The sequence below is a fragment of the Limimaricola sp. G21655-S1 genome (assembly GCF_027213785.1).
GTDB lineage: Bacteria > Pseudomonadota > Alphaproteobacteria > Rhodobacterales > Rhodobacteraceae > Limimaricola.
In genome coordinates, this window is sequence record NZ_JAPWGO010000002.1 from 350,016 (window position 1) to 368,509 (window position 18,494).

Annotated in this window: 17 protein-coding genes; 11 read left to right on the plus strand and 6 right to left on the minus strand. The window is 68.3% G+C overall.

Going from position 1 to position 18,494, the window contains the following annotated elements:
* Window positions 1-11 precede the first annotated feature (11 nt).
* From O4G76_RS04135 to O4G76_RS04160, 6 genes are all read left to right on the plus strand, one after another.
* Window positions 12-896, plus strand: a complete 885-nt coding sequence (locus tag O4G76_RS04135; RefSeq protein ID WP_269396122.1) for a LysR family transcriptional regulator — start codon at window positions 12-14, stop codon at window positions 894-896.
* Between the two features lie 93 nt (window positions 897-989).
* Complete coding sequence (locus tag O4G76_RS04140; RefSeq protein ID WP_085895578.1) at window positions 990-1,469, plus strand: formate dehydrogenase subunit gamma; 480 nt, start codon at window positions 990-992, stop codon at window positions 1,467-1,469.
* A gap of 5 nt (window positions 1,470-1,474) precedes the next feature.
* Entirely contained in the window at window positions 1,475-3,007 is a 1,533-nt protein-coding gene (locus O4G76_RS04145) for an NADH-quinone oxidoreductase subunit NuoF (protein ID WP_269396167.1), read from the plus strand.
* Window positions 3,004-5,955, plus strand: coding sequence for a formate dehydrogenase subunit alpha (fdhF, locus tag O4G76_RS04150; RefSeq protein WP_269396123.1), 2,952 nt, complete (start codon window positions 3,004-3,006; stop codon window positions 5,953-5,955). The genes O4G76_RS04145 and fdhF overlap by 4 nt, the downstream gene beginning before the upstream one ends.
* Window positions 5,952-6,761, plus strand: coding sequence for a formate dehydrogenase accessory sulfurtransferase FdhD (fdhD, locus tag O4G76_RS04155; protein WP_269396124.1), 810 nt, complete (start codon window positions 5,952-5,954; stop codon window positions 6,759-6,761). Before fdhF ends, fdhD begins: the two co-directional genes overlap by 4 nt.
* Complete coding sequence (locus tag O4G76_RS04160) at window positions 6,751-7,011, plus strand: formate dehydrogenase subunit delta (protein WP_269396125.1); 261 nt, start codon at window positions 6,751-6,753, stop codon at window positions 7,009-7,011. Before fdhD ends, O4G76_RS04160 begins: the two co-directional genes overlap by 11 nt.
* Before the next feature lie 149 nt (window positions 7,012-7,160).
* Here the strand turns inward: O4G76_RS04160 and O4G76_RS04165 are convergent, their stop codons facing one another.
* Entirely contained in the window at window positions 7,161-7,397 is a 237-nt protein-coding gene (locus tag O4G76_RS04165) for a hypothetical protein (RefSeq protein WP_269396126.1), read from the minus strand.
* Window positions 7,398-7,548: 151 nt separating this feature from the next.
* On the opposite strand from O4G76_RS04165, the gene O4G76_RS04170 reads away from it, so the two are divergent.
* Window positions 7,549-8,322, plus strand: coding sequence for a M48 family metallopeptidase (locus tag O4G76_RS04170; RefSeq protein WP_269396127.1), 774 nt, complete (start codon window positions 7,549-7,551; stop codon window positions 8,320-8,322).
* A 39-nt stretch (window positions 8,323-8,361) separates the two neighbouring features.
* Here O4G76_RS04170 and O4G76_RS04175 read toward each other — a convergent pair whose 3' ends face one another.
* On the minus strand, window positions 8,362-9,018 hold the full coding sequence (locus O4G76_RS04175; protein WP_269396128.1) for a hemolysin III family protein: 657 nt from the start codon (window positions 9,016-9,018) through the stop codon (window positions 8,362-8,364).
* Window positions 9,019-9,172: 154 nt separating this feature from the next.
* Between O4G76_RS04175 and O4G76_RS04180 the strand changes: the two genes are divergently transcribed.
* A complete protein-coding gene (locus O4G76_RS04180; protein ID WP_269396129.1) occupies window positions 9,173-9,532 on the plus strand; it encodes a diacylglycerol kinase in 360 nt (119 codons plus the stop codon).
* A gap of 13 nt (window positions 9,533-9,545) precedes the next feature.
* Here the strand turns inward: O4G76_RS04180 and O4G76_RS04185 are convergent, their stop codons facing one another.
* The 4 genes from O4G76_RS04185 to O4G76_RS04200 all read right to left on the minus strand — a co-directional run bounded on the left by O4G76_RS04185 (window position 9,546) and on the right by O4G76_RS04200 (window position 13,646).
* The gene (locus O4G76_RS04185) at window positions 9,546-10,037 is read right to left on the minus strand and encodes a DUF1993 family protein (protein ID WP_269396130.1); all 492 of its coding nucleotides are present in this window, start codon (window positions 10,035-10,037) and stop codon (window positions 9,546-9,548) included.
* Window positions 10,038-10,041: 4 nt separating this feature from the next.
* Window positions 10,042-11,817 carry an aspartate--tRNA ligase gene (gene aspS / locus O4G76_RS04190; protein ID WP_269396131.1) on the minus strand — a complete coding sequence of 592 codons (1,776 nt, stop codon included), beginning with the start codon at window positions 11,815-11,817 and terminating at the stop codon, window positions 10,042-10,044.
* A gap of 71 nt (window positions 11,818-11,888) precedes the next feature.
* Complete coding sequence (locus O4G76_RS04195; protein WP_269396132.1) at window positions 11,889-12,530, minus strand: aminotransferase class IV family protein; 642 nt, start codon at window positions 12,528-12,530, stop codon at window positions 11,889-11,891.
* A 3-nt stretch (window positions 12,531-12,533) separates the two neighbouring features.
* On the minus strand, window positions 12,534-13,646 hold the full coding sequence (locus O4G76_RS04200) for an aminodeoxychorismate synthase component I (RefSeq protein ID WP_269396168.1): 1,113 nt from the start codon (window positions 13,644-13,646) through the stop codon (window positions 12,534-12,536).
* Window positions 13,647-13,827: 181 nt separating this feature from the next.
* Here O4G76_RS04200 and carB point away from each other — a divergent pair, with 181 nt between their 5' ends.
* The 3 genes from carB (at window position 13,828) to O4G76_RS04215 (ending at window position 18,492) form a co-directional block, all read left to right on the plus strand.
* Window positions 13,828-17,157, plus strand: coding sequence for a carbamoyl-phosphate synthase large subunit (gene carB / locus O4G76_RS04205; RefSeq protein ID WP_269396133.1), 3,330 nt, complete (start codon window positions 13,828-13,830; stop codon window positions 17,155-17,157).
* Between the two features lie 63 nt (window positions 17,158-17,220).
* Window positions 17,221-17,805, plus strand: coding sequence for an HPF/RaiA family ribosome-associated protein (locus O4G76_RS04210; protein WP_269396134.1), 585 nt, complete (start codon window positions 17,221-17,223; stop codon window positions 17,803-17,805).
* A 102-nt stretch (window positions 17,806-17,907) separates the two neighbouring features.
* A complete protein-coding gene (locus tag O4G76_RS04215) occupies window positions 17,908-18,492 on the plus strand; it encodes a thymidine kinase (protein WP_269396135.1) in 585 nt (194 codons plus the stop codon).
* The last annotated feature ends 2 nt before the right edge of the window (window positions 18,493-18,494 follow it).

The following is an 18,494-nucleotide window of genomic DNA, read 5'->3' on the forward strand; positions in this document are numbered from 1 at the left end:
GAGGGCTTGCGATGATCGAGCGGCTCGAGGCGTTCCTGGCGCTTGCCAAGGCCCGGCATTTCGGCCGTGCGGCCGAAGCGATGGGGGTAACGCAGCCCACGCTTTCGGCCGCGATCCGCCAGCTCGAGGATCAGCTCGGGGTGATGCTGGTGCGGCGGGGCTCGCGTTTTCAGGGGCTGACCCCCGAGGGCGAGCGCGTGCTCGACTGGGCGCGGCGCATCTCGGGCGACGTGAAGGGCATGAAGGAGGAGCTGCGCGCCGCGCGCGAGGGGCTTACCGGCGTGCTGCGGCTCGCGGTCATCCCGACGGCACTGGGCGCGGTGGCGCAGCTCACATCGCGCTTTTCGGCCGCGCATCCGAGGATGCGGTTCTCCATCCGCTCGGCCACCACCACCCAGCTTCTGGCGGCGATCGAGGATCATGAGGCCGATGCCGGGATCGGCTATCTCGACAACGAGCCACTGGGCCGGGTCGTCACAGTGCCACTCTATACCGAGCGCTACGTCGCGGTGATGCGCGCCGACGCGCCGCTGGCCGATCGCGACAGGCTGCGCTGGGGCGATCTGGCGCAGGTCGAGCTGTGCCTGCTCACACCCGACATGCAGAACCGCCGGATCATCGCTGGGCATCTGCGGGCCGCCGGCGTCGAGGTTGCGCCCAAGGTCGAGACCAACTCGACCATCGTGCTGATCAGCCACGTGCTCGCCACCGGCTGGGTGACGATCCTGCCCGAGCGCGGCGCGGCGATCTTTCTGGAAGGGCAGCCGCTGGTCGCCCGCCCCCTGACCGCACCCGACGCCGCGCATGAGATCGGGCTGATCGCGCCTTGGCGCGAGCCGCACACGCCGCTGCTGACGGCCCTGCTCGCCGAGGCCCGACGCTTCGACAAATCATGATAGGATTTCTCTATCGCGGCACGGAACAGCGATATTGATCCGGGGCGTGAGCATGCAGTTGTATGCGCGGACGACTCGAGGAGGAGCCAGCCAATGCCGACACCGCCAGCCCCCGTCGATCTGGAGACGCGTCTCGGCGCGATTCTCTCCGATCACGCGCAACTTGAGGGGCCGCTGCTGCCGATCCTGCACGCGGTGCAGGCCGAATGGGGCTACGTGCCGCCGGAGGCGCTGCCGATCATTGCCGAAGGGCTGAACATCAGCCGCGCCGAGGTGCATGGCGTGGTCAGCTTCTACCATGATTTCCGGGAGGAGCCGGCGGGCCGCCACATGGTCAAGATCTGCCGCGCCGAGGCTTGCCAAGCCCGTGGCGGCCACGGCGTCGAGGCCGCGGCCAAGGCCCGGCTCGGCGTCGACTGGCACGGCACCACCGCCGATGGCGGCGTGACGCTCGAGCCCGTGTATTGCCTCGGCCTCTGCGCCACCGGCCCCGCCGCGATGATCGACGGCCGCGTCGTGGCCCGCGTCGACGAGAAGCGGCTCGAAACCCTGCTTTCGGAGGTCGGCGCATGACCAAGCTGAAGATCTACGTCCCCCGTGACGCCGCCGCCCTCGCGGTCGATGCCGAGAAGGTCGCCGAGGCCGTACTGGCCGAGGCGAAGATCCGCGAGATCGAGGTCGAGCTGGTGCGCAACGGCTCGCGCGGGATGCTCTGGCTTGAGCCGATGGTCGAGATCGAGAAGGACGGCACCCGCCATGCCTTCGGGCCGGTGACGCCGCACGACGTGCAGGCGCTGTTTGATGCCGATTGGGGCGATCACGCCCTCGCCCTCGGCCCGACCGAGGAAATCGACTGGATGAAGCGGCAGACCCGCCTCACCTTTGCCCGCGTCGGCGTGATCGATCCGCTGTCTCTCGATGCCTACGAGGCGCATGGCGGGCTCAAGGGGCTGCGCCGGGCGCTGGAGATGACCGGCGCGGCGATCATCGACGAGATGAAGGAATCGGGACTGCGCGGTCGCGGCGGCGCCGGTTTCCCGACGGGCATCAAGTGGGACACGGTCCGGCTCGCCGAGGCGGACCAGAAATACATCGTCGCCAATGCCGACGAGGGCGATTCGGGCACCTTCGCCGACCGGATGCTGATGGAGGGCGATCCCTTCAGCCTGATCGAGGGCATGGCGATCGCGGGCATCTGCGTCGGCGCGACCCGTGGCTACATCTACCTGCGCTCGGAATACCCGGAAGCGATCCACACCATGAACGAGGCGATCCGCATCGCCCGCGCGCGCGGCGTTCTCGGCGCCTCGGTGCTCGGCTCCGGCTTCGCCTATGACATGGAGGTCCGCGTCGGCGCGGGCGCCTATGTCTGTGGCGAGGAAACCTCGCTGTTGAACAGCCTCGAGGGCAAGCGTGGCGTGGTGCGCGCCAAGCCGCCGCTCCCGGCGATCGAGGGCTTCCTCGGCAAGCCCACCGTGGTCAACAACATCATCTCGCTCGGCACCGTGCCCGTGATCTTCGAGAAGGGCGCGGCGCATTACCGCGACTTCGGTCTCGGGCGCTCGCGCGGCACGATACCGATCCAGATCGCCGGCAACGTGAAGTACGGCGGTCTGTTCGAGACCGCCTTCGGCACCTCGCTCGGCGCGCTGGTCGACGAGATCGGCGGCGGCACCGCCTCGGGCCGCCCGGTCAAGGCGGTGCAGGTCGGCGGCCCGCTCGGGGCCTACTTCCCGCGCGACCTGTTCGACACCCCCTTCGGCTACGAGGAGTTCGACGGCCAGGGCGGGCTGATCGGCCATGCGGGCGTGGTGGTGTTCGACGACACCGCCGACATGCTCGGCATGGCGCGCTTCGCGATGGAGTTCTGTGCGGTCGAAAGCTGTGGCAAGTGCACGCCCTGCCGGATCGGCGCGGTGCGCGGCGTCGAAACGGTCGATCGCATCGCGCGGGGCGACGCCTCGGCGATCCCGCTGCTGACCGATCTGTGCGATACCATGAAGGACGGCTCGCTCTGCGCGCTGGGCGGCTTCACCCCCTACCCCGTCATGTCGGCGCTCACCCATTTCCCAGACGATTTCCATGCCAATGCCAAGGAGGCGGCGGAATGAAGGACTTTCTGATCCCCTTTGACGGTCCGGGCGGCACCGGGCTGCACGACGACCGCGACATGGGCACGCCCGCCTCGACCTCCACCAGCATGGTGACGTTGAGCATCGACGGCTTCGAGGTCACGGTCCCCGAGGGCACCAGCGTGATGCGCGCCTCGGCCGAGCTGGGCATTCAGGTGCCCAAGCTCTGCGCCAGCGACAACATGGCCGCCTTCGGCTCCTGCCGGCTCTGCGTGGTCGAGATCGAGGGCCGTCGCGGCACCCCCGCCTCCTGCACCACCCCGGTGGCCGAGGGCATGGTGGTCCACACCCAGACCTCCAAGATCAAGAAGCTCCGCAAGGGGGTGATGGAGCTCTACATCTCCGACCACCCGCTCGACTGCCTGACCTGCGGCGCCAATGGCGATTGCGAGTTGCAGGACATGGCGGGGGCGGTGGGCCTGCGCGACGTGCGCTACACGCCCGGGGACAACCATTACGACCCCTCGGGCACCGGCGCGCGGAGCCAGGCCGAGGCGCGGCTGCGCGACCCTGTCGGGATCAACAATCCGCAATTCATCCCCAAGGATGATAGCAACCCCTACTTCACCTACGACCCCAGCAAATGCATCGTCTGCTCGCGCTGCGTGCGGGCCTGCGAAGAGGTGCAGGGCACCTTCGCGCTGACCATCGAGGGTCGCGGCTTCGACAGCCGGGTCTCGGCGGGCACCAAGCTCGACGATTTCATGACCTCGGACTGCGTCTCCTGCGGCGCCTGCGTGCAGGCCTGCCCGACCGCGACGCTGCAGGAGAAGTCGGTGATCGAGATCGGCACGCCCGACCGCTCGGTCGTCACCACCTGCGCCTATTGCGGCGTCGGCTGTTCGTTCAAGGCCGAGATGCGCGGCGACGAGCTGGTGCGGATGACGCCCTACAAGCATGGCAAGGCCAATCGCGGCCATAGCTGCGTCAAGGGCCGCTTCGCCTATGGCTACGCCGCGCACAAGGACCGCATCCTCAACCCGATGATCCGCGACAGCATCGACCAGCCGTGGCGCGAGGTGTCCTGGGACGAGGCCATCGGCTTTGCCGCGTCGAAAATGCGTGGCATCCAGGAGCAATACGGCAAGAAGTCGATCGGCGTGATCACATCGTCGCGCTGCACCAACGAGGAAACCTACCTCGTCCAGAAGATGGCCCGCGCCGTCTTTGGCAACAACAACACCGATACCTGCGCCCGCGTCTGCCACTCACCCACGGGATACGGCCTCGGCCAGACCTACGGCACCTCGGCCGGGACGCAGGATTTCGATTCGGTCGAGGACACGGATGTGGTCGTCGTCATCGGGGCCAACCCGACCGATGGCCACCCGGTCTTCGCGAGCCGCCTCAAGAAGCGGTTGCGGGAGGGGGCGAAGCTGATCGTCGTCGATCCTCGCCGGATCGACCTCGTCAAATCGCCCCATATCAAGGCGGCCCATCACCTCGCGTTGCGGCCTGGTACCAACGTCGCGATCGTCACCGCCATGGCGCATGTGATCGTGACCGAAGGGCTCTACGACGAGGAATTCATCCGCACCCGCTGCGACTGGGAGGAGTTCCAGGACTACGTGGAGTTCGTGGCCGAGGAGCGTCATGCGCCCGAGGCGGTCGAGATGCTGACCGGCGTGCCCGCGCAGGAGCTGCGCGAGGCGGCGCGGCTCTATGCGACGGGGGGCAACGGCGCGATCTATTACGGCCTCGGCGTGACCGAGCACTCCCAGGGTTCGACCACCGTCATCGGCATCGCCAACCTCGCCATGCTGACCGGCAATATCGGTCGCCGGGGCGTCGGCGTGAACCCGCTGCGCGGCCAGAACAACGTGCAGGGCTCCTGCGACATGGGCTCCTTCCCGCACGAGCTTCCGGGCTACCGGCACGTCTCGGGCTCGGAGGTCCGCGACGTGTTCGAGAGCCTGTGGAACGTCAAGCTCGACAGCGAGCCCGGCTTGCGCATCCCCAACATGCTGGACGCGGCCGTCGACGGCACCTTCAAGGGGCTCTACTGCCAGGGCGAGGACATCCTGCAATCCGATCCCGACACCAAGCACGTGGCGGCGGGCCTTGCGGCGATGGACTGCGTGATCGTGCAGGACCTGTTCCTGAACGAGACCGCGAACTACGCCCATGTCTTCCTGCCCGGCTCGACCTTCCTCGAAAAGGACGGGACCTTCACCAACGCCGAGCGCCGCATCAACCGCGTGCGCAAGGTCATGGCCCCGAAGAACGGCTACGCGGACTGGGAGGTGACGCAGCTGCTGGCGAACGCGATGGGCGGCGGTTGGACCTATACCCACCCCGCGCAGATCATGGCCGAGATCGCGGCGACGACACCGAGTTTCGCCAATGTCAGCTACGAGCTGCTGGAGGAGAAGGGCTCGGTGCAGTGGCCCTGCAACGACGCCTCGCCCGAGGGCACGCCGCTCATGCATATCGACGGCTTCGTGCGCGGTCGCGGACGTTTCATCCGCACCGAATACGTGGCGACGGATGAAAAGACCGGCCCGCGCTTCCCACTGCTGCTCACCACGGGGCGAATCCTGTCGCAGTACAACGTGGGCGCGCAGACCCGGCGGACCGAGAACTCGCGCTGGCACGAGGAGGACGTGCTGGAGATCCACCCGCACGACGCCGAGACACGCGGCGTGCGTGACGGCGATTACGTCCGCCTCGCCTCGCGCTCGGGCGAGACGTCGCTCAGGGCGCTGGTCACCGACCGGGTCAGCCCCGGCGTGGTCTACACCACCTTCCACCACCCGACGACGCAGGCCAACGTCATCACCACCGACTTCTCGGACTGGGCGACCAACTGCCCGGAATACAAGGTGACGGCGGTGCAGGTCAGCCCGTCGAACGGCCCCTCCGAGTGGCAGCAGGACTACGACGCGCAGGCCGAGCAGTCGCGCCGCATCCTGCCGGCGGCGGAATGAACGGCGGGCTGCATCCCTACAGGCGGGTTGCGGCCCATGACACCGGGGCGGCCGAAGCCGCCCCCGTCTCGCTGCCCGAGGAGACCCCGGTGGCGGTGGTCTACAACGGCTCGACCCAGGCGGTGATGATGACCACCCCCGCCGATATCGAGGATTTCGCGCGCGGCTTCACGATCACCGAGGGCTTCGCCGAAGCGCATGAGATCGGCGAGGTCGAGATCATCGAACGGGCGATGGGCATCGAGGCCCGGATCTGGCTGCCCGAGAACCGGCAGGCCGCGCTCGATGCGCGTCGCCGGGCGCAGGTCGGCCCGGTGGGCTGTGGGCTGTGCGGCATCGACAGCCTTGCGCAGGCGGCGCGCGAGGTGCGCGCCGTGCCCGCCTCCGATCTCGTGCTGGCCCCGTCGGAGATCGCGGCGGCGCTCGACGGGTTGCGCGCGCGGCAGCCGCTGCACGACGAAACCCGCGCGGTCCACGCGGCCGGGTTCTACGTGCCTGGACGGGGCATCGTGCTCGCCCGCGAGGATGTCGGCCGGCACAACGCACTCGACAAGCTGGCTGGCGCGATGGCGGCCGCCGGAACCGATCCGGCCTCGGGCGCGATCGTGCTGACCTCGCGGCTGTCGTTGGAGATGGTCCAGAAGACCGCGATGATCGGCGCGCCGGTGATGCTCTCGGTCTCGCAGCCCACCGCCCATGCGGTGCGCCTGGCCGAGGAGGCCGGTATCGCGCTCATCACCCACAACCGCCACGGCACCCGCATCTTTACCCATCACGCCCGCATAGGGAGCGCCCATGTCCTCTAGAACCACCGACGAAAAGCTCGTCTACATGGCGAACCAGATCGCCACCTTCTTCGAAAGCCAGGCCGAGGGCACCCGCGCCGAACGCGTGGCCGAGCATTTGCGCTCGTTCTGGGAGCCGCGAATGCGCGACCGGCTGTTCGAGATGATGGATGCGGGTCGGGCCGAGGATCTGAAGCCGTTGGCACGCAAGGGCGCCGAGATCTGGCGCGCGCATGGCCAGGCCGTTCCGGCCCACTCCGAGGAGGAGTGAAGCCTCCCGGCTCCAGCCGCACCCTTCCCTTTCATCTTTCTACAAATACGCATGGCGAAGCCCGGCGGGCAAAGAGCGCCCTCCCGGGCCTCGACCAGCCCGGGGCCCTTTTCGGAGGTATCTCCGAAAAAAGCTTGGGACAGGCGCGCTCAGCTTTCCGATTTCGCCCGGTAGATCCCTTCGGGCAGGTGCAGCGCTGCGCCCAGTTCGCGAGCCTGATGCAGCGACAGGGTGATGCGGACCACCGCATCACGCCGGGGGTCGTATTGCTCCACCGTGACGCAATCCTCGAAGGCGCAGACGGTGACGTCCTCCTGCAGGTTCGCCGTCCCCTCGTCGACGAGGGTGACCACGGTGGCGTCGAAATCATGCTCGATGGTAAACATGGCCCCAGCCTAGGCAGGCCCGGTCCGCGCCGCAAGCACGACGGCAACCCCATGCCGATCGCGTGAACGGCGCCCCCGCGGGACTGGCCGCGCCCGGGCCGCACCGCTAGGATCATCTGCAAAGCCCTCAGACAACCGGAAATTCCTGCCGATGCTGTCACGCCTCACTCTCCTCGCCCTGGCCGCCGGCCTCGGGCTCTCGGCCTGTGCACCCCCCGTCGTGGTCGCCACCGGCCCGCAGCGAACCACCACCGTCACCCGCCCCGGCACCCCGGCCCCGACCCAGGTGACCGTCTCGAAGGGGCCCGGCGTGGTGGCCGACCCCGATGCCGCCCGCATCGCCGCGCGCAATTTCGTGCAGGTGGTCGAACGGCTCGAGCCGGTCGCCGAACAGGTCTGCCGCGCCAACGCGCCGCAGTTCGATTGCGATTTCCGGATCGTCGTCGATGACCGCCCCGGCCAGCCCGCCAACGCCTACCAGACCCGCGATGCGCAGGGACGGCCGATCCTCGCCTTCACCGTGGCGCTGCTGGGCGAGGTACGAAACGCCGACGAGCTCGCTTTCGTGCTCAGCCACGAGGCGGCGCATCACATCGCCGGCCATCTCGACCGGCAGAGCCGCAACGCCGCGATCGGCGCCACGGTGTTCGGCCAGCTCGCCAGCGGACTGGGTGGCGGCAACGCCGACGTGGTGCGCACGGCGCAGCAGATCGGCGCGGGCGTCGGCGCGCGCAGCTACTCCAAGGATTTCGAACTGGAGGCCGATGCGCTGGGCACCACCATCGCCAAGCGCGCGGGCTACGATCCCGTCAATGGCGCCCAGTTCTTCCTGCGAATCCCGGATCCGGGCGACACCTTCCTCGGGACCCACCCGCCGAACGCGCAGCGCATGGAGATCGTCCGCCGTACCGCTGCGGGCCTCTGACGCGATCTCCTGAACCGGCCGAAAGCCGGTCGGGGGTGCTCAGACGAGCACCCCCATCGTGATCGCGGCAAAGAAGCAGGCCGAGGCGGCCAACACGAAGCCGTGCCAGATCGCGTTGGAAAAGCGCAGCTTTTCCCACAGGAAGAAGATCACGCCGGCCGAGTAGAGCAGCCCGCCGATGACCACCAGCACGGTCGAGGCCACCGGCAGCGTCAGCGCCAGCGACCAGACCAGCGCGGTGCTGAGCCAGCCGAGAAGGAGGTAGAGCGTCGGCCCGAGCCGGCCCGGGCTCTTCCAGAAGAACAGTCGCGAGATCGCGCCGCCTAGCGCCACCGCCCAGACCACCGCGAGGATCGCATAGGCGAAGGCCGAGCCGATCAGCACAACCAGCGGCGTGTAGGTGCCCGCGATCTTCAGATAGATCGCCGCATGGTCGATCCGCCGCAGCACCGGCCTGAGCCCGGTCCATGGCGTCATGTGGTAGAAGGCCGAGGCCGTGAAGGTCGCGACGAGCGCGCCGCCGTAGACTGCAACGGCGGCGATCCGGCCCGCCTGCGCCTCCGCCGCCATCGCCGAGAACACGATGAGCAGCACCGCGCCGGTCAGCGCGAAGGTCACGCCGAGCGCATGGATCACGCCATCGGCGATGCGCTCGGAACGGGCATAGGCGGGATAGTCTTCGTGTTGAGGTGTCATGGGTCACATTTAGCGCGGCGCGGCGGCCGGTGCAGGGGGCATTGGTACAGGTCGCAGCGTCACCGGCATTTCATTGCTGCCGGCAAGGCCTCGGCGCGTCTTGGCTTCGCCCGGCAGAGCGGCCATTCTGCGCGCTCCGATCCGGGAGCCGAAGATGCGCGAACATTACGAGAGGCTGCGCATGCGCGCGGTCTGGTCCTGGCAGGGCCTCAAGCATATCTGGAACACCGAGGGCAGCCTTCACCAATGGATGTGGGCCAATATCGTCTCGGCCGGCCTCGCCTTCCTGCTGCCACTCTCGGCCGGCGAGCGGGGCATGCTGCTGATGGGCGGCGTCATGGTGCTGGCCTTCGAATGCCTCAACACCGCGATCGAGCGGGTGGTCGACGACGTGAGCGAAGAACGCCGCGAACTGGCCAAGCAGGCCAAGGATTCGGGGAGTGCCGCGGTGGCGGTGGCGGGCGCGGCGGTGGGGCTCGCCTGGATCTGCGTGCTGGGGGGGCTGGTGCTCTGACCCGCACCCCGTTTCAGTCGATCCAGCTGAACCCTTCGGGGTAGCGATGCAGCCCGTCGAAATCGGCCTTGCCCACCGGCACGCCCTGCGCCCGCAGGATCGCATGTGCCATCGACAGGTGGAACCACAGGTTCGGCAGGGCGAAAGCGGCGAGATAGGCCTCGGGTGACTGCTCCAGATCGGCAAAGCCTGCCCGATGCGCGATACCTTCGACCAATGGCGCCTCGGGCATGGCCTCGATCGCGGCGCGCGCATCGGCGAGGCATGCTGCAAGGCTTTCGGCGTCAAGGGCAGGATCGGTGTCCGGCGGCGCCTGCCCGATCAACGGCAATGTGGATCTGAGCGCAAAGCCCACGCAGATGCCGATCTGCTCGGCGAACCCGAACTGGTCGGGCACGAGCCGGGCCTCCATGCAACCGGCCCGCGCTCCGATCCCGAGCAACACCCCGGCCCGGTCGAGCGCGTGAAGCGCGGAGGAGCGGGCCAGGGCGAGCGTCGGGTCCATGTCTTCAGCTCTCGGGCGGCAGCACCCGCAGCCGCAACTCGCGCAGCTGTTCGTTCGAGGGCTCCGACGGCGCGTTCATCATCAGATCCTCGGCCCGCTGGTTCATCGGGAAGAGGATGACCTCGCGGATGTTGGCCTCGTCGGCCAGCAGCATCACCATGCGGTCGATGCCCGCCGCGCAGCCGCCATGCGGGGGCGCGCCGTACTGGAACGCGTTGACCATGCCGCCGAAGCGCTTGCGCACCTCGTCCTCGCCGTAACCGGCGAGCTCGAACGCCTTGAACATGATCTCCGGCTTGTGGTTCCGGATCGCGCCCGAGATCAGCTCGTAGCCGTTGCAGGCGAGGTCGTACTGGTAGCCCAGCACCTCGAGCGGATCGCCCTGCAGCGCCTCCATGCCGCCCTGCGGCATCGAGAACGGGTTGTGGCTGAAGTCGATCCGGCCCTCGTCGTCCTTCTCGTACATCGGGAAATCGACGATCCATGCAAAGGCGAAGCGGTCGGTCTCGGTCAGGCCGAGCTCCTCGCCGATCGCGACGCGGGCGCGGCCCGCCACGCGCTCGAAGGCCTCGGGCTTGCCGCCGAGGAAGAAGGCCGCGTCACCGACGCCGAGGCCCAACTGCTGGCGGATCGCCTCGGTGCGCTCGGGCCCGATGTTCTTGGCGAGCGGACCGGCGGCTTCCATGCCGCCCTCGGCCTCGCGCCAGAAGATGTAGCCCATGCCCGGCAGGCCTTCCTTCTGGGCGAAGGCGTTCATCCGGTCGCAGAACTTGCGGCTGCCGCCGGTCGGCGCGGGAATCGCGCGGATCTGCGTGCCTTCCTGTTCCAGCAGCTTGGCGAAGATCGCGAAGCCCGACCCTTTGAAATGCTCGGAAACGTCCTGCATCTTGATCGGGTTGCGCAGGTCCGGCTTGTCGGTGCCGTACCACAGCGCCGCGTCCTTGTAGGAAATCAGCGGCCATTCGGTGTCGACCTTCCGGCCGCCGCCGAACTCCTCGAAGATGCCCTGCATGACGGGCTGGATCGTGTCGAACACGTCCTGCTGCTCGACGAAGCTCATCTCCATGTCGAGCTGGTAGAAATCGGTGGGCGAGCGGTCGGCGCGCGGGTCCTCGTCGCGGAAGCAGGGCGCGATCTGGAAATACTTGTCGAAGCCCGACACCATCAGGAGCTGCTTGAACTGCTGCGGCGCCTGCGGCAGCGCGTAGAACTTGCCCGGATGCAGGCGCGAGGGCACGAGGAAGTCGCGCGCGCCCTCGGGCGAGGAGGCGGTGATGATCGGCGTCTGGTACTCGCGGAAGTTCTGGTCCCACATCCGCTGGCGGATCGAGCGGACCACGTCCGAGCGCAGCGTCATGTTGGCCTGCATCGCCTCGCGACGCAGGTCGAGATAGCGGTATTTGAGACGCGTCTCCTCGGGGTACTCCTGATCGCCGAAGACCTGCAGCGGCAGCTCCTTCGACGCGCCCAGCACCTCGACGCCGCGCACGAAGACCTCGATCTCGCCGGTCGGCAGCTTGGGGTTCACCAGTTCGGGCGCGCGGGCCTTCACCTCGCCGTCGATGCGGATGCACCACTCCGAGCGCAGCTTCTCGACCTCGGCGAAGGCGGCGCTGTCGGGGTCGCAGAGCACCTGCGTGACGCCGTAATGGTCGCGCAGGTCGATGAACAGGATGCCGCCATGGTCGCGGATCCGGTGCACCCAGCCCGACAGCCGGACGGTATCGCCGACATTGTCACGGGTCAGGGCGGCGCAGGTGTGGGTGCGGTAGGCGTGCATTCTTGGTCCCTTTCGGCGGGTGTCGCGCCGATACACCGGGTTGGGGCCTTGATGTCAAGCAAGCCGAGGGGTCAGCCCGCGACGAGCCGCGCCGGGATCAGTCCGCGAAGCGAGTTGCCCATGTAGAAGCCCGCACCTGCGAGCTCGTCCGGTGTCACGACCGCCTCGCGCCAGCCCTGCCCCAAGAGCTCGGCCCGCAGCACGCCGGGCAACAGGCCGCAGGACAAAGCCGGCGTGCGATCCCCGACGAAGAGATTGGTGATCGTGCCCTCGCAAACCTCGCCCGCCCGGTTCAGGAACAGCCACTCGTCCACGCCTTCGGGCAGCGCGGCCCGCGCCTCGTCGTAGAGCCTGCGCCGCGTCGTCTTGCGGTAGAGCCAGGGGTCGGAGGGGTCGAGAGGCTCGGGATGGATCGCCACGCGCCATTCCGGCGGGTTCGGCCCGAGCGGCGCCGTGGTCAGGTCGAGCTCGCCACCGGGACCGAGCGTCAGGCGGCAGCGCAGCGGCGCCTCGGGCGCGAGGTCGAGCAGCGTCTCGGCGCGGGCGTGGTCGAAGGGGTAGCCCAGCGCCTCGGCGGTGGCTGCCATGCGGTCGAGATGCGCGGGCAAGCGGCGCGGGCCCTCGCCGGGATGCGCGCCAAGCGTCTCGATGATCTGCGGCCGCGCATCGGGCGGCACCGGCGGATTTGCGTATTTGGGGAACAAAGTGGCCATGGTTCAGCCCGGAATGCGGGCGAAGCGGGTCTTCCACAACGCCTCGTCCCATTCCGAAGCCGCATCGCTGTCCCAGACGATGCCGCCGCCGACATTGAGGGTGGCGCGCCCCGCCTCGACCATCAGCGTGCGGATCGCGACGTTGAAGGAGGACCGACCATCGGGGGCGGCCCAGCCGATCGCGCCGCAATAGGCCTCGCGCGGCCACGGCTCCAGCTCGCGGATGATCTCCATCGCCCGCAGCTTGGGCGCGCCGGTGATCGAGCCGCAGGGAAACAGCGCCGCGAGGACCGCCCCGAGGCCGACGCCGGGCGCGAGCCGCGCCGCGACATGGCTCACCATCTGGTGCACCGTCGCATAGGTTTCGATGTCGAACAGCTTCGGCACCGAAACGCTGCCCGGCAGCGCCACCCGACTCAGATCGTTGCGCAGCAGATCGACGATCATCAGGTTCTCGGCGCGGTTCTTTTCGTCGGCGGCGAGGAAGGCGCGATGCGCGGCGTCCTCCTCGGGCGTCGCGCCGCGCGGCCGCGTGCCCTTCATCGGCCGGGTCTCGATGCGCCCGACCCCGTCTGTGGCGAAGAACAGCTCCGGTGAGCGCGAGACCAGCGCCGGCAGCCCCTCCTGCTCGACCAACGCCCCGTGCGACACCCTCTGGCCGCGCGACAGCGCCGCGAACAGCGCCTCGGGGCTTCCCGAGCAGGCCGCATCCAGAGGGAAGGTCAGGTTGGCCTGATAGATGTCGCCCGCCGCGATATAGGCCCGCACCCGCTGCAGCGCCGCCGCGTGCTCGGTGGCCGTCCAGCGCGAAACGAGGGCCCCGAGGCTGGCAGGGCCGGCCCGGGGGGCCCATGGCTCGGGTTCTGTCTCGAACACGCCGAAGCGAAGGAGCGGCAGACGCCGCGGCGCGGGCATCGCGGGGGTCAGGCGCCGCTCCAGCGCATAGCCCAGCTCGTAGCTCGCATAGCCCGCGACCCAAGCCCCCTCGGCCCGCGCCGCGTCGATGGCGGCCAGCGCCAGCGGCACGCCGCCGGGCTGCCACGCCTCGATCAGCCGCTGCGGGCGCGAGAAGATTGCGCCCCGCCCGCCGGGGCCGCTGTCGAAGCCTATCCGCATCTTCGTCCACATTCTTTTGCGCCTCTCCGATACATCGCCGGACGGCCGGGCGACAGGGGGCGGGACGATTGCTTTCCCTAGCGGGACCGCGGGGCCTTGCGCTGCGCCCGCCCATGTCTATAACCGCGACGATTTGCGCGGCCCCCTCCCCTTGAGGCTGCGCGAGAAACACGAGGGTCCCATGCCGAAAAGAACCGATATCCGCTCGATCATGATCATCGGCGCGGGGCCGATCGTCATTGGCCAGGCCTGCGAGTTCGACTACTCGGGCGCGCAAGCCTGCAAGGCGCTGCGCGAAGAGGGCTACCGGGTCATCCTCGTGAACTCCAACCCCGCGACGATCATGACCGATCCGGGGCTGGCCGACGCCACCTACATCGAGCCGATCACCCCCGAGGTCGTGGCCAAGATCATCGAGAAGGAGCGCCCCGACGCGCTTTTGCCCACCATGGGCGGGCAGACCGGCCTCAACACCTCGCTGGCGCTCGCGGACATGGGCGTGCTGGAAAAGTTCGGCGTCGAGATGATCGGCGCCAAGCGCGAGGCCATCGAGATGGCCGAGGACCGCAAGCTGTTCCGCGAGGCGATGGACCGGATCGGGCTCGAGAACCCGAAGGCCACGATCATCACCGCGCCGAAGCTGGCCAATGGCAAGCGCGACCTCAACGCAGGTGTCAGCCTCGCCATCGAGGCGCTCGAGGAGATCGGCCTGCCGGCGATCATCCGTCCGGCCTTCACCTTGGGCGGAACGGGGGGCGGCGTCGCCTATAACCGCGCCGAATACGAGCATTACTGCCGCACCGGGATGGATGCCTCGCCCGTGGGCCAGATCCTCGTCGACGAGAGCCTGCTGGGCTGGAAGGAATACGAGATGGAGGTGGTGCGCGACCGCGCCGACAACGCCATCATCGTCTGCTCGATCGAGAACGTCGACCCGATGGGCGTGCATACCGGCGATTCGATCACCGTCGCCCCGGCGCTGACCCTCACCGACCGCGAATACCAGCACATGCGCAACGGCTCGATCGCCGTGCTGCGCGAGATCGGCGTCGAGACCGGCGGCTCGAACGTGCAGTGGGCGGTGAACCCCGATGACGGCCGCATGGTGGTGATCGAGATGAACCCGCGCGTCTCGCGCTCCTCGGCGCTGGCCTCCAAGGCCACGGGCTTCCCGATCGCCAAGATCGCGGCCAAGCTCGCCGTGGGCTACACGCTCGACGAACTCGACAACGACATCACCAAGGTGACGCCGGCAAGCTTCGAGCCGACCATCGATTACGTCGTCACCAAGATCCCGCGCTTTGCCTTCGAGAAGTTCCCCGGCTCCGAGCCGCATCTGACCACCGCGATGAAATCGGTGGGCGAGGCGATGGCGATCGGCCGGACCTTCCACGAATCCTTCCAGAAGGCGCTGGCCTCGATGGAGACCGGTCTGACCGGCTTCGACGAGATCGAGATCGCCGGCGCACCGGACAAGGCGGCGATCACCAAGGCGCTGTCGAAGACCACCCCCGACCGGATTCGGGTCATCGCGCAGGCGATGCGCGAGGGGCTGTCGAACGACGAGATCCAGGCCGTGACCAAGTTCGACCCGTGGTTCCTGGCCCGCATCCGCGAGATCGTCGAGACCGAGGCCGAGATCCGCAGGAACGGCCTGCCGACCACCGAGGAAGGGCTGCGCCACCTCAAGATGATGGGCTTCTCCGATGCGCGCCTGGCGGCGCTGACGGGGCGCGACGAGGACAATGTCCGTCGCGCGCGGCGCAATCTCGGGGTCACCGCGGTGTTCAAGCGGATCGACACCTGCGCCGCCGAGTTCGAAGCGCAGACGCCCTACATGTACTCGACCTACGAGCACCCGGTGATGGGCGAGGTCGAGGACGAGGCGCGCCCCTCGGACCGCAAGAAGGTGGTGATCCTCGGCGGCGGGCCGAACCGGATCGGCCAGGGCATCGAGTTCGACTATTGCTGCTGCCACGCCTGCTTCGCGCTGACCGATGCGGGCTACGAGACGATCATGGTCAACTGCAACCCCGAGACCGTCTCGACCGATTACGACACCTCCGACCGGCTCTATTTCGAGCCGCTGACCTTCGAGCACGTGATGGAGATCCTGCGGGTCGAGCAGGAGCGCGGCACGCTGCATGGCGTGATCGTGCAGTTCGGCGGCCAGACCCCGCTCAAGCTCGCCAACGCGCTGCATGACGAGGGCATCCCGATCCTCGGTACCACCCCCGACGCGATCGACCTCGCCGAGGACCGCGAGCGGTTCCAGGACCTGGTGAACCGGCTCGGGCTCAAGCAGCCGAAGAACGGCATCGCCTCGACCGACGCCCAGGCCCTCGACATCGCCGAGAGCATCGGTTTCCCGCTGGTGATCCGCCCCTCCTACGTGCTGGGCGGGCGCGCCATGGAGATCGTCCGCGACATGGACCACCTCAAGCGCTACATCCGCGATGCCGTGGTTGTCTCGGGCAAGAGCCCGGTGCTGCTCGACAGCTATCTTTCGGGCGCGACCGAGGTCGATGTCGACGCGCTGTGCGACGGCGAACAGGTGCATGTCGCGGGCATAATGCAGCATATCGAGGAGGCCGGCGTGCATTCGGGCGACAGCGCCTGCTGCCTGCCGCCGCATTCGCTGAGCGAAGAGATCCAGGCCGAGATCCGGCGCCAGACCGAGGCGCTGGCCAAGGCGCTGGGCGTGGTCGGGCTGATGAACGTGCAGTTCGCGGTCAAGGAGGACGAGGTCTACCTGATCGAGGTGAACCCGCGCGCCTCGCGCACCGTGCCCTTCGTCGCCAAGGCCACCGACAGCGCCATCGCCTCGATCGCGGCACGTCTGATGGCCGGCGAGAAGCTCTCGGCCTTCCCGTTCCGCCCGGCCTATGAGAACGTCGACTACGACACCCCCCTACCCTTCGCCGACCCGATGACCCTGGCCGATCCGAACATGCCGTGGTTCTCGGTCAAGGAGGCGGTTCTGCCCTTCGCCCGCTTCCCTGGCGTCGACACCATCCTCGGCCCGGAGATGCGCTCGACCGGCGAGGTGATGGGCTGGGATCGCAGCTTCGCTCTGGCCTTCCTCAAGGCACAGATGGGCGCGGGCTCGGACTTGCCACGCGAGGGCCGCGTGTTCCTGTCGATCCGCGACGGCGACAAGACCCCGGCCATGGCCGAGGCCGCGCGCACCGTCACCGATCTCGGGCTCAGCATCCTTGCCACTCGGGGCACGCTGGCCTGGCTCAAGGAGAACGGCATCGAGGCGGAGCTGGTGAACAAGCTCTACGAGGGCGGGCTCACCATCGTCGACCGGCTCAAGGACGGCCACGTGGCGCTGGTGATGAACACCACCGAGGGCGCGCAGGCGATCGAGGACAGCCGCGACATTCGCTCGGCGGCGCTGCACGCCAAGATCCCCTACTTCACCACCGCCGCCGCCGCGCAGGCCGCGGCCCAGGCGATGAAGGCCCGGGTCGAGGGCGAGGTCGGCGTGCGTTCGCTGCAGGCTTGACGCTGGCCGGAACGGCGTGAGCGACCATGCGTTTCTCCCTCACCAACCAGAAGGGAGAAACGCATGGATACCCCCCTCGAGATCGCCTTCCACAACATGGACAGCTCGAACGGGCTGGAGGCCCGGATCCGCGAACGCGCCGCCAAGCTGGAGCGCTTTCACAATCACATCACGAGCTGTCACGTCGTGGTCGAGGTCCCGAACCGCAGTCAGGGCGGCGCCAAGGGCTACCACGTGCGCGTCGAATGCCGCGTGCCGGGCAAGGAGCTCGTGGTAAGCCATGACCCGGGCAAGGGCGACAAGCATGATCCCTACCTCGCCGTGCGGGATGCCTTCTACGCGATGGAGCGCCAGCTCGAGCATGCCGCCCAGAAGGTACAGGGCGACGTGAAGGCGCATGAGGGGCCGCCACAGGGCCGGGTGCGTCAGCTCTTCACCGAATACGGTTTCATCGAGACTCTCGACGGTCGCGACATCTGGTTCCACAAGGCGAGCGTCGCCGAGGACGGCTTCGGCAAGCTCGAGGAGAACACGCCCGTGGAGCTGTCGATCGTCGATGACGGCCCGAACGGTATGGGCCCGCAGGCGACCAGCGTGCGGCCGATCGGCCGGATGCAATTGCAGGGCGACGTTCCCTCCCAGGCCTGATCCAAATCCTTCGAAGGATTTGCGCAAGAGTCTTGCAAAACTCTTGCCCCCGGCCCCGGCGGCGCGTTGTCAGGACGCGCCGCCCTTTGTATGTGACCGGCCATGGCCAAGCTCTATTTCAACTACTCGACGATGAACGCCGGCAAGTCGACGGTGCTGTTGCAGGCGGCGCACAACTACGCCGAGCGGGGCATGCAGACCTACCTTCTGACCGCGCGCTTCGACAACCGCTCGGGCGAGGGCTTCATCAAGAGCCGGATCGGCATCGGCTCGAAGGCCGACACCTTCGACGCGGGCGACGACCTGTTCGAAAAGATCAGGGCGCGACTCGAGACGCCCTGCGCCTGCGTCTTCGTCGACGAGGCGCAGTTCCTGTCCCCCGACCAAGTGTGGCAGCTCGCCCGCGCGGTGGACGATCTGAAGGTCCCGGTGATGTGCTACGGGCTGCGCGTCGACTTTCTCGGGCACCTGTTTCCCGGCTCGGCGACGCTGCTGGCGCTGGCCGACGAGATGCGCGAGGTGCGCACCATCTGCCATTGCGGCCGCAAGGCGACCATGGTGGTGCGCAAGGATGCCGAGGGCCGGGTGGCGATGGCGGGCGACCAAGTCGAGATCGGCGGCAACGACCGCTACGTCTCGCTCTGCCGCCGGCATTTCCGCGAGGCGATCGGCGACCGCCCCGCCTGAGG

Bases quoted from the DNA above. Each gene is read 5' to 3' on its own strand.
- O4G76_RS04200 (WP_269396168.1), bottom strand. From the start codon at position 13,646: ATGCGGATAGGCTTCGACAGCGGCCCCGGCGGGCGGGGCGCAATCTTC.
- O4G76_RS04165 (WP_269396126.1), bottom strand. From the start codon at position 7,397: ATGTTTACCATCGAGCATGATTTCGACGCCACCGTGGTCACCCTCGTC.
- O4G76_RS04135 (WP_269396122.1), top strand. From the start codon at position 12: ATGATCGAGCGGCTCGAGGCGTTCCTGGCGCTTGCCAAGGCCCGGCAT.
- carB (WP_269396133.1), top strand. From the start codon at position 13,828: ATGCCGAAAAGAACCGATATCCGCTCGATCATGATCATCGGCGCGGGG.
- O4G76_RS04195 (WP_269396132.1), bottom strand. From the start codon at position 12,530: ATGGCCACTTTGTTCCCCAAATACGCAAATCCGCCGGTGCCGCCCGAT.
- O4G76_RS04140 (WP_085895578.1), top strand. From the start codon at position 990: ATGCCGACACCGCCAGCCCCCGTCGATCTGGAGACGCGTCTCGGCGCG.
- O4G76_RS04175 (WP_269396128.1), bottom strand. From the start codon at position 9,018: ATGACACCTCAACACGAAGACTATCCCGCCTATGCCCGTTCCGAGCGC.
- fdhF (WP_269396123.1), top strand. From the start codon at position 3,004: ATGAAGGACTTTCTGATCCCCTTTGACGGTCCGGGCGGCACCGGGCTG.
- O4G76_RS04185 (WP_269396130.1), bottom strand. From the start codon at position 10,037: ATGGACCCGACGCTCGCCCTGGCCCGCTCCTCCGCGCTTCACGCGCTC.
- O4G76_RS04180 (WP_269396129.1), top strand. From the start codon at position 9,173: ATGCGCGAACATTACGAGAGGCTGCGCATGCGCGCGGTCTGGTCCTGG.
- O4G76_RS04160 (WP_269396125.1), top strand. From the start codon at position 6,751: ATGTCCTCTAGAACCACCGACGAAAAGCTCGTCTACATGGCGAACCAG.
- O4G76_RS04170 (WP_269396127.1), top strand. From the start codon at position 7,549: ATGCTGTCACGCCTCACTCTCCTCGCCCTGGCCGCCGGCCTCGGGCTC.
- aspS (WP_269396131.1), bottom strand. From the start codon at position 11,817: ATGCACGCCTACCGCACCCACACCTGCGCCGCCCTGACCCGTGACAAT.
- O4G76_RS04210 (WP_269396134.1), top strand. From the start codon at position 17,221: ATGGATACCCCCCTCGAGATCGCCTTCCACAACATGGACAGCTCGAAC.
- O4G76_RS04215 (WP_269396135.1), top strand. From the start codon at position 17,908: ATGGCCAAGCTCTATTTCAACTACTCGACGATGAACGCCGGCAAGTCG.
- fdhD (WP_269396124.1), top strand. From the start codon at position 5,952: ATGAACGGCGGGCTGCATCCCTACAGGCGGGTTGCGGCCCATGACACC.